Raw genomic sequence first — 12,114 nt, 5'->3', positions numbered from 1 at the left:
CCGTTGATCAAGGTCGCGCCAGGCACGACCGGTGCTAGACGAGGTGACGGGGATTCCGGACGTTCAACGGCCGGAATTTTCCTCGTCGACCGCCAATCACAACCGGACATTCGGCCGCTAAACCGTGTCCCTGGTGGACATTCATGGCCGGGCCCTCTCATCTCATGCGATGAAGGACGCTTTACCCCCACCGCATGCGGTGAAAGTCCCCTTCAACCACTCAGGACACTAGAACCCTTGAGCGGAAGCCAGAAACGCCTGACGGGCGTCGGAAGTGCTGTGCTGCGGCCAAAGGGCCTGCAACGGCACGTGGACGGCCGGGTTCAGTTCCCGGACGAGGACGGCACCGCCCGCGGCCGGGCCGGGCGGCGCGGTCACGAAGGCGACCCCATCGGTGTCGAGGACGGCGGTGACCGGTGGCGTCCCCTGGATCGGATTGCGGCGCACGCGTGGTTCGAATCCCGCGTCGCGGCAGAGGTTGACCAGCAGATCCGTGTATCCGGAGCGGCCGGGGTGGCCCCAGACGGTGATCTCTTCGCCGTCGAGGTCGCTCAGCCCGAGGTTCTCGCGGTCGGCCAGCCGGTGACCGGCGGCGACGGCGACGTTCAGCCGCTGCCGGATCAGAGTGGTCCCGACCAGTCCGTGCGCGAGGGTCAGCGCGCGGCCGAGGCCGAGGTCCAGCTGCCCGCCGAGCAGCTGCGCGATGAGCTCGTCGGGGTAGCGCTGGTTGACGTCGATGATGAGCCCGGGGTCGGTCTGGTGTTTGCGCAGCAGGGCGGTGACCTCGTCGCCGGTGACGGCCGGGGTGTGGCCGACGCGGAGTCGTTCCGGTTCGCTCCGGCCGATGCGGCGGGCGCGCTGGACGGCGGAGTCGGCGATGCCGTGCAGGAGGTGCGCGTCGGCGATCAGCGCCTGCCCCGCGGGGAGCACGGTGACCCCGGTGGCGCTCCGCTCGAGCAGGGGGACGCCGACTTCCCGCTCGAGCGTGCGCACCGAGGTCGACAGCGCCTGCTGGCTCAGGTGCAGCCGGGTCGCCGCGCGGGTGAAGCTGCCTTCTTCGGCGACGGCGATGAGGTGGTTCAGCTTGTACAGGTCCAGGCCCACCCCGGGGTTCCCCTTCGTGTTTCGGCTACGGCGTCTTGGCCAGGGTAAGGGTCAGCGCGTGGTGTAGCCGCCGTTCGGGAACATCGTCTGGCCGGTGAACCAGCCGCCGTCGGTGGCCAGGAAGCGGATGATCGGCACGATGTCCTCGATCTTCGTCAGCCGTCCGCCCTTGGCCTGGGACTTGTGGAATTCGACCCGCTCGGGGGTTTCCTGCGGGTAGAAGAACGGGGTGTCCATCGGGCCGGGTGCGACGACGTTGACCGAGATACCGCGGTCGGCGAACTCCTTGGCGGCCGCCCTGGTGAAGTGCTCCAGCGGGGCTTTGCCGCCGGCGTAGGTGGAATAGCCGTCGGTGAAGGCCGCCAGCAGCGAGGTCCCAAGGCTGATGATCTTGCCGTTGTCGGACAGGCGACGTCCGGCTTCCTGGATGAAGAAGTAGGCGGCTTTCGCGTTGACCGCGAACATGCGGTCGTAGTCCTCTTCGGTGGTTTCGAGGATCGGCTTGCGCAGGACCATGCCGGTGGTGTTGACCGCGATGTCGGCGCCGCCGAAGGTGTCGACGGCGGTGTCGAAGAGGCGGCGCACGTCGGCGACCTTGGTCAGATCGCCTTGGACGGCGACGGCTTCGGAGCCGGTGCCGCGGATGGCCTCGACGGTCTTCTCGGCGTCGGCCGCGGAGGCGTCGCCGTGGTAGTGGACGACGACCTTGGCGCCCGCTTCACCGAGTGTGGTGGACAGGAGCCCGCCGAGGTTCTTCGCGCCGCCGGCGATGATCGCCACTGTTCCGTTCAGGTTCTGTTCGCTCATGACTTCGAACGTAGGAGCCCGGGGCGGGGGCTGGGAAACACAAGATCGAGGTGGGGTCACAAGCCCGGCTTGTGGGCTTCCCCACCTGCGCGAAGCCGGGAATCTTCGGGATCGAACGGCGAGCTGACCTCACATTGTGGACACTTTGATCGTGCTCCGAGAAGTCGACGACCTTGATCAGCCCGCCGCTCCCGAGAAGGCGCCCCGGCAGGGGCGTCCGGCGCGTGTGCTCGACAGAGTCCTCGACAGACTGGCCCGGTCGCCTTATCCCAGGGCGATCCTGCTGTATCTCGTGATCCGCACGGCCAGTGTCCAGTTGCTCGATCTCCTGGCCGCGCGGCGCGGTACGACGTTGACCGATCGGCTGACCGCGTGGGACGGGCAGTGGTATCTGCGGCTGGCGGTGCACGGTTACGCGGATCTTCCGGGGACGCTCGACGCGGCGCGACAGCCGTATCCGGACGCGCCGATGGCGTTCTTCCCGCTGTATCCGAAGCTCGTCGGTGCGGTGATGTGGCTCGGGGCCGATGTCGTGACGGCGGCGTTGGCGGTATCGGTGCTGGCCGGTCTGGTGCTGGCGTGCGGGCTGATCCGGATCGGGCGGGCGGTGTCGCCGGATCGGGGCGACGGGACCGGGCTGCTGCTGGTGGCGTTGTGGGCCGGGGCGCCGATGGCGATCGTGTTCTCGATGGCCTACACGGAGGCGGTGTTCTGCGCATTCGCCGTCTGGGCGCTGGTGGGTGTGCTGGAACGACGTTGGCTGCTGGCCGGCTTGTGCACCTTCGCGGCCGGGTTGTCGAGGTCGACGGCGGTGGTGCTGGTCGCGGTGGTCGTCGTGGCGGCGTTGATCACGGTGTTCCGGCGTGACGAGAAGCGCTGGTGGGCGCTCGCGGGTGCGGTGATCGCTCCGTTGGGAGTGGCGGGCTATCTGGGGTTCGTCGCGTACCGGACGGGGAGTTGGACCGGCTGGCAGGACATCGAGTTGCGGGGCTGGAACACCGAGTTCGACTTCGGTGCGGAGACCGCGGATTCGGTGCTGGCGCGGTTGACCGGGGACGAGTCGGTGTTCAGCACGCTGACGGTGTTGCTGCTGCTGGGTGCGGTGGCGTTGGTGCTGGTGGCGGCGTTCATCCGGGTGCCGTGGCCGTTGACGCTCTACGGGGCCGGGGTGCTGTTGCTGGCCATCGGCACCCGGGGGCTGCCGGACGCGAAGATCCGGTTCATCCTGCCCGCATTCCCGGTGCTGGTGCCGATCGCGATCGGGTTGTCGAAGCGGCGGACCGTGACAGCGGTCGCGGCCGCGTCGGCGTGGGTGGTGCTGGGTGCGTGGTTCTCGGCGCACGCCCTGACGGCGTGGCGGTACGCGATCTAGCTCGCTTGCCGGTTCCGGTGGTCGGCGACGTGGACCCTGGTCGCGCACCGGGTCGAGCAGAATCGGCGGCGGCCGTTGCGGGAGACGTCGACGTAGACGGTTTCGCAGCCTTCGCGTGAGCAGACGCCGAAGCGGTCTGGGGCGTCGCAAACGAGATGTGTGAGCCCGCCGGCGGTGTAGGCCCGGACCCTGGGCGCGGTGCCCGCCTGCGCGTCGACGTAGTGCAGGTGAGGTGCCTTGCCGTCGTGGGTGGAGATGTAGGGCTTGGACGCCGAATCGTGGAGCAGGGCGTTGACCAGGTCGACGCGGGTGTCCGGGTCGGCTTCGAAGACGCGCCGGAGCCGCTTGGTCCAGGCGATGATCTCGGTCGCTTCGTGGTCCTGTACGGCGGAGACGGTCATGCGGTCCTTGAAGATCGCGGTGAGCGTGGCCGGATCGGCGGCGTCGCCCAGGTTGACCAGCTCGGCGGCGATCTGCGCGGCCGCCCCGCCGTAAGGGTTGAAGTGCATTGACTCATTACAGCACGATCGGGGTATGGAAGCGAACAAGTGCCCGCGGTGCGGCTGGCCGCTGGCCGAACTGCCTGGAAGCGCGACGACGTCCCAGCGGGTCTCGCAGGGGAGGCTGGAGTACGTCCGGTGCCTGTGCGGGAGCTGGCTCGCGCGGGTGGACGGTGTGGTGATCGGGGCGACGAAGTCCCAGCTGGGGTCGGCTCGGCTTTGACGGGGTCGTGAGTGTTTCGCCTGACCGGGTGCCGACCTTGACCGGAGGTTGCGAAAGCCACTTTCGCAACGTCGGCCGCGGCCGGGTCCAATCGAGGACCGCGCCGCTCTAGGTGTAGTAGCCCTCGACGGGGACACGAGCCTCGTCGTACAACGCGGGGCCTTCGAGCCGCACGCCCGGCCCGGTCGCGGGCGGCTTGAGCGCGGTGACCTGCTCCCCGGAAAGAGCGAACACGACACGACCCAGTCCGGAACGTTCGATGGCGCCCTGACACATCCCGCACGGCTGGCAGCTGGTGTACATGGTGGTCGCCGCGGCGACGGCGGGTTCGAGTTCGCGAGCGGCCCACACGGCGAGCTTCAGCTCCGGATGCAGGCTGATGTCCGATTGCGACACCGTGGTGTTGTGATCCTCGGCGAGCACCGCACCGTCGGGGCCGACGAGCAGTGAGCCGAAGGGCGGGTCGCCGTCCTCGCGGGACTTCGCGGCCAGCTCGATGGCGCGGCGGAGGAACTTCTCGTCTTCGTCGGTCATGGTCGGTCCTGTCCGGTTCGGTAGTGGCCCAGTTCCCAGTGCGCCGCCACGGTCGCCAATGCCTGCCAGGCGGCTTCCGGGCGGAGGGTCTCGTCGGGATCGCCGGAGAACGGGTCGAGTACGACCGTCTCGGCGCCGAGGTGGCGAAGGCGGTCGAGGTCGTCGACGATCTGCTCGATCGTGCCTTCCCCGGCGGCGCGTTCGGGTGTGGTGACCGGGCGCTCGGTGACGTTCAGCAGGATCCGCGGCGTGAACGCGGGCACCGGCCGGTCATGGGCGTCGGCGATCGTCTTGACCCTGGTGAGCGCCTCGGTGAGCCAGGGGAGGGTGGCCCGCAGCGGATGCCAGGCGTCCCCGACCCGCACGGCCCGGCGGATCCCGGCGTCACTGTTGCCGCCGACCCAGATCGGGATGTCACCGGCGCGGTAGTCGGCGTCGTCGGCCCAGGCCTTCCGGACGGCGTCGAGGTGGTCGTCGGTCAGCCGTCCCCGTTTCCCGAACGGGACGTCGAGCGCCTCGAACTCCTGCCGGGCCCACCCCGACGCGACACCGAGCACCAGCCGTCCGCCGCTGAGCTGGTTCAGATTCGCGGCCATCCGGGCGATCAGCAGCGGATGCCGGTACGGGACGATGAGCACGGTGGTGCCCAGCCGGACCCGGTTCGTCACGCCCGCGAGCCACGACAGCGTCGTGAACGGTTCGTAGAACGGCGCCGGATACTGCTCGGCGACGTCGGGGGTGATGGCCACATGATCGGACACCATGAGCAGGTCGTAGCCGAGGCCTTCGACCGTGGTGGCCCAGCCGCGGAGGACCCCGGGGTCGGTCCCCGGGCCGAAATTCGGGACGTTGACACCTATTCGCACAGGTCAAGGCTATCGGCGAGGCGGAAACCCGGGAAGGGATCTTTCCCGGCGTATGGCGGCTTCGGCCGTGGATCTGCCGGTATTCTTCCCGAATGGCCGAGACTCTCGACGCGACCGACTGGGCGATCCTGGTGGAGCTCCAGAAGGACGGACGCCTCCCGCTCACCGAACTGGGAAAGCGGGTCAGCTTGAGCGCGTCGGCGACGACCGAACGGGTCAAGCGGCTGGAGGCGGCCGGGGTGATCACCGGCTATCGCGCCGAGGTCGACCTGGAGAAGGCCGGGTACGTGGTGCTCGCGGTGGTGCGGTTGAAGTACCCGGGCAGCAAGCACGCGCCGTTGCACAAACTCCTGGCCGAGCGGACCGAGATCCTCGAATGCCTCCGCACGACCGGTGACGACTGCTATTCGCTGAAGATCGCGGCCCCGTCGATGGGACGGCTGGAGGAGATCGTCAACGAGCTCGCGCTGTTCGGGAGCACGAACACCAACATCGTCTACAACCAGACGTTGCCCTATCGCGGGCCGCAGGGCCCGTGACCACGCAGGCCACGGGCCCCCGGGCTCACGCGGTCTCCCAGAGCCCCATGACGTTGCCTTCCGTGTCCTTGAAGTAGGCCGAGAAACCCATGTCGCCGACCGCCGTCCGGCCGACCAGCGTCGAACCGCCCTGCTTCTCGATGACCGCGAGGGTGTCGTCGACGCTTTCGACGTCGAGCACGATCACCGGACCCGGCGAGGGGCTGAGTTCCTTCGCCAGCATGCCGCCGTTGATGTACCCCGGCTCCGAGGGCATGCCGGTCTCGGCGGTCGGCCCCGAAGCGACCATCGTGTAGTCCATCCCCGGCATCGTGTCGGCCTTCCAGCCGAAGACCTCCCGGTAGAAGCCGCGTGCGCGCTCGCCGTCCTCGAACGGAATCTCGAAGTGCACGACCCGTCCGGCCATGGTCATCAACTCCTGTCGTGGCATCGGATTCGGAACGCCACCAGCCAATAGCCGCCGGACCTGGCGCGCTAGAGGACTTCGCCCTCTCCGAACCACCGGCGCAACGCCCCGGCCAGCTCATCCTGGTCCTCTCCCGCCCACGCCACGTGTCCGTCCGGGCGCAGCAGTGCCGCCGGCACCTCGAGTTCCTCGCTGACGTCGACGACGTGATCGACCCGGTCCGCCCAGCCCCGCACCGAAAGCGAACCGGTCTGGTCGAGCAGCAGACCGCGTCCGCCGCGGGTCAGCCCGTAGAGGTGGCCCTGCTTGAGTTCCAGGTCGCGCATCCGGCGGCCGAGCAGTTCGTGTCCCTCGCCGAAGTCGTAGCGGATCGCGGTCGCGGTGATCTTCTCGGTCAGGAATCGGCTGACGTCCTCGAAGTCCATCAGTTCCGCCAGCAACCGCCGGACCGCCTGCGAACCCGGGTCGAGCGACATCAACTGCATCTGCGCGCGGGTGTTGTCCAAGACCGAGGCGGCTACCGGATGCCGTTCCGTGTGATAGGTGTCCAGCAGGTCGTCCGGTGCCCAGCCGTTGATCGCGGCGGCCAGTTTCCAGCCGAGGTTGAAGGCGTCCTGGACGCCGAGATTGAGCCCCTGCCCGCCGACCGGTGGGTGGATGTGCGCCGCGTCGCCCGCCAGGAACGCACGTCCGTCCCGATAGCGCTCGGCCAGCCGCGTGGCGTCACCGAAGCGGGAGAGCCAGCGCGGTGAGTGCACGCCGAAGTCGCTTCCGGCGACCGCTACGAGCTGCCGTTTGATCTCGTCGAAGCTCGGCGGGATCCGCGGGTCCTCGGCCAGACCTTCGGCGGGCACGCCGACCCGGTACACCCCGTCGCCGATGGGGGAGAGGCCGAACCGCAGCTGGGTCTTGCGGACCTCGGTCATGACCGCGAGCACCGTTTCCCAGTCCTCGGTCAATTCCATCTCGCCCAGCAGTGTCTCGGCGGTGGCGGGCTCGCCGGGGAAGTCGATCCCGAGGAGCTTGCGTACCGCGCTTCGGCCGCCGTCGCAGCCGACGAGGTAGCGCGAGCGCAGCTTCGTCCCGTCGGCCAGTTCGACGTCCACGCCGTCCTCGTCCTGGGCCAGGCCGACCACTTCGCAGCCGCGCCGGATGTCGACGCCGACCTCGGCGGCGTGGTCGCTCAGCAGGCGGTCGGTGACGGTCTGGGGGATACCGAGGATGTAGGCGTGCGCGCTGTCCAGCACCGGCGCCGGCTTGACGATGCCCGCGAAGGAGCCGCCGACCGGGTACTTCTTGCCGTGTTCGAGGAAGCGCTCCAGCAGACCGCGCTGGTCCATCACCTCGATACTGCGCGCGTGCAGGCCCATCGAACGGACGACCTTGGACTGTTCCAGATCCTTTTCCAGGACGACGACCTGCACGCCGTGCAGTCGCAGTTCGGCGCCCAGCATCATGCCGGTCGGTCCGCCGCCGGCGATGATCACGTCGATCAAGAGTTCCCCCGATTGTCGAGCTCGTGTGGTCCGGCGGAGGATTCTGCGGCATGACCGGAGTCTTGCCGCAAGCCCCCAGCTGCGTTATACGTTGGAAGTGGCAGGGAGAGTCGATCTCCCTGCCATTGTCGTTTCCGGGCACGGCGAACTTGTTCGTAACGAACATGTTCGTTACAGTGGAGGCATGGCACCTGAGATGAGCCGCCGGGAGCGACCGGCCAAACCCGCGCTGACCCGCGACGGCATCGTCGCCGCCGCGGTCTCGATCCTGCGCGAAGAAGGCCTGCGGAAGCTCACGATGCGCCGGCTGGCGCAGGAACTCGACACCGGCGCGGCCTCGCTCTACGTCTACGTCCGCAACACTGCGGAACTGCACGCGGCGATCCTCGACGAACTCCTCGGCACCATCGCCCCGCCGTCCGCCGAAGGCTCGTGGCGTGACCGGCTCGAACGGCTGCTCACGGCCTACACCGCGACGCTGCTGGAGTACCCCGGTCTAGCGCTGTCCGCCCTGGTCGCCCGTCCGAGTGGTGAGAACTACCTCGGCCTGATCGAGAACCTGCTCGCCCTGCTCGCCGAGGGCGAGGTGCCCGCCGACCGGCGCGCCTGGGGGATCGACATCCTCCTGCAGCACGCGACCTCGACCGCGGCCGAGCACGCCGAGCAGGAATCGCAGGACGACTGGGACGCGCTGACCCGCGCCGTGCGGGACGCCGACGAGACGACCCACCCCCAGATCGCCGCCCACGCCGCCGACCTGCTCACCGGTCGGCCCGAGCAGCGGATGTCGTGGGGATTGCAGGTGCTGATCACCGGAATCACGCACACCGGCCTGCCGCCGGAAAGGAACCCGACATGACCACACACCACCCCATCGCGATCATCGGCGCCGGCCTCAGCGGGCTCACCCTGGCCCGCGTTCTGCACGTCAACGGCATCGAGGCCGCGGTCTTCGACCTCGACGCGTCGCCGTCTGCCCGGGCACAGGGCGGCATGCTTGACATCCACGAGGATTCCGGACAGGTCGCGCTGCGGGCCGCCGGTCTCCATGACGAATTCCGCGCGCTGGTGCACGCCGGTGGCGAGGCCATGCGCATCATCGACCGGCACGCGGTCGTGCACCTCGACGAGACAGACGACGGCGACGGCGGCCGTCCCGAAATCGCCCGAGGCGACCTGCGCGATCTGCTGCTCGGCTCCCTGCCCGAGGGCACGGTGCGCTGGGGCGCCAAAACCGTCGGCGCACGCCCGCTCGGCGACGGCAGGCACGAGGTGTCCCTTGCCGACGGCACGTCGTTCACCACGGACCTGCTGATCGGTGCCGACGGCGCGTGGTCCAAGGTCCGCCGCCTGATCTCCGACGCCGAACCGGCCTACGAAGGCATCTCCTTCGTCGATGTCCACCTGCACGACGCCAAGGAACGCCACCCCGCGAGCGCCGCGCTCGCCGGCGACGGGATGTTCTTCGCACTCGGTGGGAACAAAGGGTTGCTGGGGCATCACGACAGCACCGGCAGCCTCCACGTGTACATCGCGCTCAAGATCGCCGAGGACTGGATCTCCACCATCGATTTCAGCGACACCGTTGCCGCGAAGGCCGCCGTATTGGACCACTTCGACGGCTGGGACGCCGGTCTGCGCGCCCTGATCACCGACGCCGACGGCGAACTGGTCCCTCGGCTGATCCACGCGCTGCCCATCGGTCACCGCTGGGATCGGGTACCCGGCGTCACCCTGCTCGGGGACGCCGCTCACCTGATGTCGCCGTTCGCCGGCGAGGGGGCCAACCTCGCGATGCTCGACGGCGCCGAACTCGGCCTCGCCCTCGCCGCGCATCCCGGCGACGTCGAAGCCGCGCTCAAGGCCTACGAGACGGACCTGTTCCCGCGCAGTGAGGCCTCGGCGACGGAATCCGCCGAAAACCTCGCCCTCTGCTTCGCCGACGACTCCCCGAAGCCGTTGCTGGAGCGGTTCGCGTCCTACCGCTGAGACGAGTCCGCCGGCTGGGCACGCCTGGCGTAGGCGCGGGCGGCGCGGGCCCGGTCGCCGCAGCGTACGGAGCACCACTGGCGTCGCCCGTTGCGCAGGAAGAACCGGGTGCACGGCGGAGAGCCGCAGGCGGCGATCCGGTCCGCGTCCTGCCCGGTCACCAGGTCCGCGGCGTTGGCGGCGAGTGTCGCCAACGCGTGCTCGACGATCTGGGTGATCGGATGCGACGCGGTGCGATACAGCCCGCGGACCGGGTCCCAGCGCAGGAGCTCGGCGGTGGGCGCCTTGCTCAGCGCCTCGTTGATGGCGTTGAGGGCGCTCTGCGGCGCCGGGGCCGAACAGGAGCGTGACGCGAGCAGCACCCGCACCTGCTCACGCAACGAGCGGACCAGCCCGGCGCACATCTCCTGTAGACCGGCGTCGACCGGGGCAAGGCCCTGTTCGGCGAGCCAGTCCGTCGCGGCGGCCGGAGTGCCGAGCAGATCGGTGAACTGACCGCCGGGCAGCGCGATCGTGGTGTTCGCGAGCGCCAGCGCGACGTACTGCTCGGCGCCCGGGGCAGGAGGTAGGGCAGCGGTGTCGTCCACGTTCTCATGGTAGGCGTTGGGTTCTCTCACGGAAGTAGTTGCAGTCTTCCGTGACAACTCGATAGTGTTGCTCACGGAAAGAAGCCTACCTATCCGTGAGGTGAATGATGGACCAGATCAGCGACCAGCTCTCCGTCCAGGTCGTCGGCGGGCCGACCGCGTTGATCGACTACGGCGGGCTGCGATTCCTGACGGACCCGACCTTCGACGAGCCGGGCGACTACGAAAGGCCCAACGGGAGACCCGGCCTCACCAAGATCGCTCCGCCTTCAGTGAACCCCGCGGACCTCGGCCGCGTCGACGCCGTCCTGCTCTCCCACGACGAGCACCCGGACAACCTCGATCACTCCGGCCGGAAACTGCTGGCGGACGTGCCTTTGACGCTCACCACGCCCAGCGGCGCGGGACGGCTCGGCGGTACCGCGAAAGGGCTGGAGACCTGGGAGACGGTCGAACTCGACCGGCCGGGCGGGGGAGTCGTGACCGTGACCGCCGCGCCCGCGCTCCACGGACCGAACGGCGCGGAGAAGGTCACCGGCGAGGTCGTCGGCTTCGTGCTCACCGGCGACGGCCTGCCGACGGTCTACGTCAGTGGCGACAACGCCTCGCTCGACGTCGTCCGGCAGGTGGCGGATCGGTTCGGGCCGGTCGACACCGCCGTGCTTTTCGCCGGGGCCCCGCGTCTGAAGCCGGTCTTCGACGGCGCCCTGCTGGTCCTCGACAGCGCCTTGGCCGCCGAGGCGACGCGCATCCTCGACGCCCGGACGGTCGTCCCGGTGCACATCGACAGCTGGAACCACTTCACCGAAGGCCGTGCCGAGTTGGAGGCCGCGTTCGCCTCGGCCGGGCTGGCCGATCGGCTGCGCCCGAGCCGGGCTTGATCGTCTACGTTCGAGGTACGTCGACGAGAAAGCGAGCACCGCCATTCCCTCCACCGCGCTGAGCATCCCCACTCCCGACGGCCAGTCCGACGCCTTCGCCGCCTATCCCGGCGAGGGCGGAACGCATCCGGGTGTCCTGCTGTACCCGGATGCGTTCGGCCCGCGCCCCGTCCTGTGGGACATGGCCCGGGAACTGGCCGATCACGGCTACTACGTCCTGGTCCCCAATGTCTTCTATCGGCACCGACCGGCGCCGGTGTTCGACCTTCCCGAGCACATCACCGCCGAACACCGCCCCGAGCTGTTCGGCCAGATCATGCCGCTCATCGAGGCACACACCACCGAACGCGTGCTGAGCGACGCCCGTGCGTACCTCGACTTCCTCACCACTCAACCCGAGGTCGCCGCCGGACCGGTCGCCACGATCGGCTACTGCCTGGGCGCCGTCCTCGCGATGCGCACCGCGACGGCCGACCCCGACCAGGTCGCCGCCGTCGCCGGTTTCCACCCGGGCGCCCTCGTCACCGACCAACCCGACAGCCCGCACCGGCAGATCCCGGGCCTCACCGCGAAAGTCCACCTCGGCCTCGCCGAGGGCGACATGACACCCGAGGTGATCACCGAGATCAGCCACGCGTTCGACGCCGCCGGAGTCGAGTACAGCTGCGAGATCTATCCCGGCACCGTCCACGGGTACACGATGTCCGACACCGATGCCTTCGACGCCGACGGATCGCGACGCCATTGGGAGCGGCTGCTCGCTCTCCTTGGGAGCAGTCTGAAATCTTGAACCGCACGCGAGGGTGGCGC

General features: G+C 69.1%; 15 protein-coding genes. 7 read left to right on the top strand and 8 right to left on the bottom strand.

Annotated features, from left to right (window positions below; all coding sequences use genetic code 11):
* Positions 1-228: 228 nt before the first annotated feature.
* Both AVR91_RS19580 and AVR91_RS19575 read right to left on the bottom strand, forming a co-directional pair.
* Positions 229-1,104, bottom strand: coding sequence for a LysR family transcriptional regulator (locus tag AVR91_RS19580; RefSeq protein WP_063275640.1), 876 nt, complete (start codon positions 1,102-1,104; stop codon positions 229-231).
* Positions 1,105-1,155: 51 nt separating this feature from the next.
* Complete coding sequence (locus AVR91_RS19575) at positions 1,156-1,911, bottom strand: SDR family oxidoreductase (protein ID WP_063275639.1); 756 nt, start codon at positions 1,909-1,911, stop codon at positions 1,156-1,158.
* A gap of 151 nt (positions 1,912-2,062) precedes the next feature.
* Here AVR91_RS19575 and AVR91_RS19570 point away from each other — a divergent pair, with 151 nt between their 5' ends.
* A complete protein-coding gene (locus AVR91_RS19570; protein WP_228709245.1) occupies positions 2,063-3,283 on the top strand; it encodes a hypothetical protein in 1,221 nt (406 codons plus the stop codon).
* Here AVR91_RS19570 and AVR91_RS19565 read toward each other — a convergent pair.
* Positions 3,280-3,792 (bottom strand): CGNR zinc finger domain-containing protein, encoded by a 513-nt coding sequence (locus tag AVR91_RS19565; protein ID WP_063275637.1) that lies wholly within the window; start codon positions 3,790-3,792, stop codon positions 3,280-3,282. The genes AVR91_RS19570 and AVR91_RS19565 overlap by 4 nt on opposite strands.
* 25 nt (positions 3,793-3,817) lie before the next feature.
* Between AVR91_RS19565 and AVR91_RS19560 the strand changes: the two genes are divergently transcribed.
* A complete protein-coding gene (locus AVR91_RS19560) occupies positions 3,818-4,006 on the top strand; it encodes a hypothetical protein (RefSeq protein ID WP_016334265.1) in 189 nt (62 codons plus the stop codon).
* A 108-nt stretch (positions 4,007-4,114) separates the two neighbouring features.
* Here AVR91_RS19560 and AVR91_RS19555 read toward each other — a convergent pair whose 3' ends face one another.
* Together AVR91_RS19555 and AVR91_RS19550 are read right to left on the bottom strand one after the other, a co-directional pair.
* Positions 4,115-4,540 carry a nucleoside deaminase gene (locus AVR91_RS19555; RefSeq protein ID WP_063275636.1) on the bottom strand — a complete coding sequence of 142 codons (426 nt, stop codon included), beginning with the start codon at positions 4,538-4,540 and terminating at the stop codon, positions 4,115-4,117.
* Positions 4,537-5,406, bottom strand: coding sequence for an LLM class flavin-dependent oxidoreductase (locus tag AVR91_RS19550; RefSeq protein WP_063275635.1), 870 nt, complete (start codon positions 5,404-5,406; stop codon positions 4,537-4,539). Before AVR91_RS19550 ends, AVR91_RS19555 begins: the two co-directional genes overlap by 4 nt.
* Before the next feature lie 92 nt (positions 5,407-5,498).
* On the opposite strand from AVR91_RS19550, the gene AVR91_RS19545 reads away from it, so the two are divergent.
* A complete protein-coding gene (locus AVR91_RS19545; RefSeq protein ID WP_063275634.1) occupies positions 5,499-5,945 on the top strand; it encodes an Lrp/AsnC family transcriptional regulator in 447 nt (148 codons plus the stop codon).
* 25 nt (positions 5,946-5,970) lie between these two features.
* On the opposite strand, the gene AVR91_RS19540 is transcribed toward AVR91_RS19545, so the two are convergent.
* Positions 5,971-6,351, bottom strand: coding sequence for a VOC family protein (locus tag AVR91_RS19540; protein WP_063275649.1), 381 nt, complete (start codon positions 6,349-6,351; stop codon positions 5,971-5,973).
* A gap of 68 nt (positions 6,352-6,419) precedes the next feature.
* Entirely contained in the window at positions 6,420-7,847 is a 1,428-nt protein-coding gene (rox, locus tag AVR91_RS19535; protein ID WP_063275633.1) for a rifampin monooxygenase, read from the bottom strand.
* A 184-nt stretch (positions 7,848-8,031) separates the two neighbouring features.
* On the opposite strand from rox, the gene AVR91_RS19530 reads away from it, so the two are divergent.
* Positions 8,032-8,706, top strand: a complete 675-nt coding sequence (locus tag AVR91_RS19530; RefSeq protein ID WP_063275632.1) for a TetR/AcrR family transcriptional regulator — start codon at positions 8,032-8,034, stop codon at positions 8,704-8,706.
* Positions 8,703-9,836: an FAD-dependent oxidoreductase gene (locus AVR91_RS19525; protein WP_063275631.1), complete on the top strand. Its 1,134-nt coding sequence runs from the start codon at positions 8,703-8,705 to the stop codon at positions 9,834-9,836. The genes AVR91_RS19530 and AVR91_RS19525 overlap by 4 nt, the downstream gene beginning before the upstream one ends.
* Here AVR91_RS19525 and AVR91_RS19520 read toward each other — a convergent pair.
* Positions 9,827-10,423, bottom strand: a complete 597-nt coding sequence (locus AVR91_RS19520; protein ID WP_083737650.1) for a CGNR zinc finger domain-containing protein — start codon at positions 10,421-10,423, stop codon at positions 9,827-9,829. The genes AVR91_RS19525 and AVR91_RS19520 overlap by 10 nt on opposite strands.
* A gap of 107 nt (positions 10,424-10,530) precedes the next feature.
* Between AVR91_RS19520 and AVR91_RS19515 the strand changes: the two genes are divergently transcribed.
* Positions 10,531-11,304, top strand: coding sequence for an MBL fold metallo-hydrolase (locus AVR91_RS19515; RefSeq protein WP_063275647.1), 774 nt, complete (start codon positions 10,531-10,533; stop codon positions 11,302-11,304).
* A gap of 43 nt (positions 11,305-11,347) precedes the next feature.
* Positions 11,348-12,094 (top strand): dienelactone hydrolase family protein, encoded by a 747-nt coding sequence (locus AVR91_RS19510; RefSeq protein ID WP_063275648.1) that lies wholly within the window; start codon positions 11,348-11,350, stop codon positions 12,092-12,094.
* Positions 12,095-12,114 lie beyond the last annotated feature (20 nt).

Origin of the sequence: Amycolatopsis keratiniphila subsp. keratiniphila (assembly GCF_001620365.2) — a bacterium.
Classification (GTDB): domain Bacteria; phylum Actinomycetota; class Actinomycetes; order Mycobacteriales; family Pseudonocardiaceae; genus Amycolatopsis; species Amycolatopsis keratiniphila.
The sequence above is the reverse complement of the archived record's forward strand: the minus strand, read 5'-3'. Positions and strand labels throughout refer to the sequence as shown.

Bases quoted from the DNA above. Each gene is read 5' to 3' on its own strand.
- AVR91_RS19575 (WP_063275639.1), bottom strand. From the start codon at position 1,911: ATGAGCGAACAGAACCTGAACGGAACAGTGGCGATCATCGCCGGCGGC.
- AVR91_RS19565 (WP_063275637.1), bottom strand. From the start codon at position 3,792: ATGCACTTCAACCCTTACGGCGGGGCGGCCGCGCAGATCGCCGCCGAG.
- AVR91_RS19560 (WP_016334265.1), top strand. From the start codon at position 3,818: ATGGAAGCGAACAAGTGCCCGCGGTGCGGCTGGCCGCTGGCCGAACTG.
- AVR91_RS19555 (WP_063275636.1), bottom strand. From the start codon at position 4,540: ATGACCGACGAAGACGAGAAGTTCCTCCGCCGCGCCATCGAGCTGGCC.
- AVR91_RS19545 (WP_063275634.1), top strand. From the start codon at position 5,499: ATGGCCGAGACTCTCGACGCGACCGACTGGGCGATCCTGGTGGAGCTC.
- AVR91_RS19540 (WP_063275649.1), bottom strand. From the start codon at position 6,351: ATGGCCGGACGGGTCGTGCACTTCGAGATTCCGTTCGAGGACGGCGAG.
- AVR91_RS19530 (WP_063275632.1), top strand. From the start codon at position 8,032: ATGGCACCTGAGATGAGCCGCCGGGAGCGACCGGCCAAACCCGCGCTG.
- AVR91_RS19525 (WP_063275631.1), top strand. From the start codon at position 8,703: ATGACCACACACCACCCCATCGCGATCATCGGCGCCGGCCTCAGCGGG.
- AVR91_RS19515 (WP_063275647.1), top strand. From the start codon at position 10,531: ATGGACCAGATCAGCGACCAGCTCTCCGTCCAGGTCGTCGGCGGGCCG.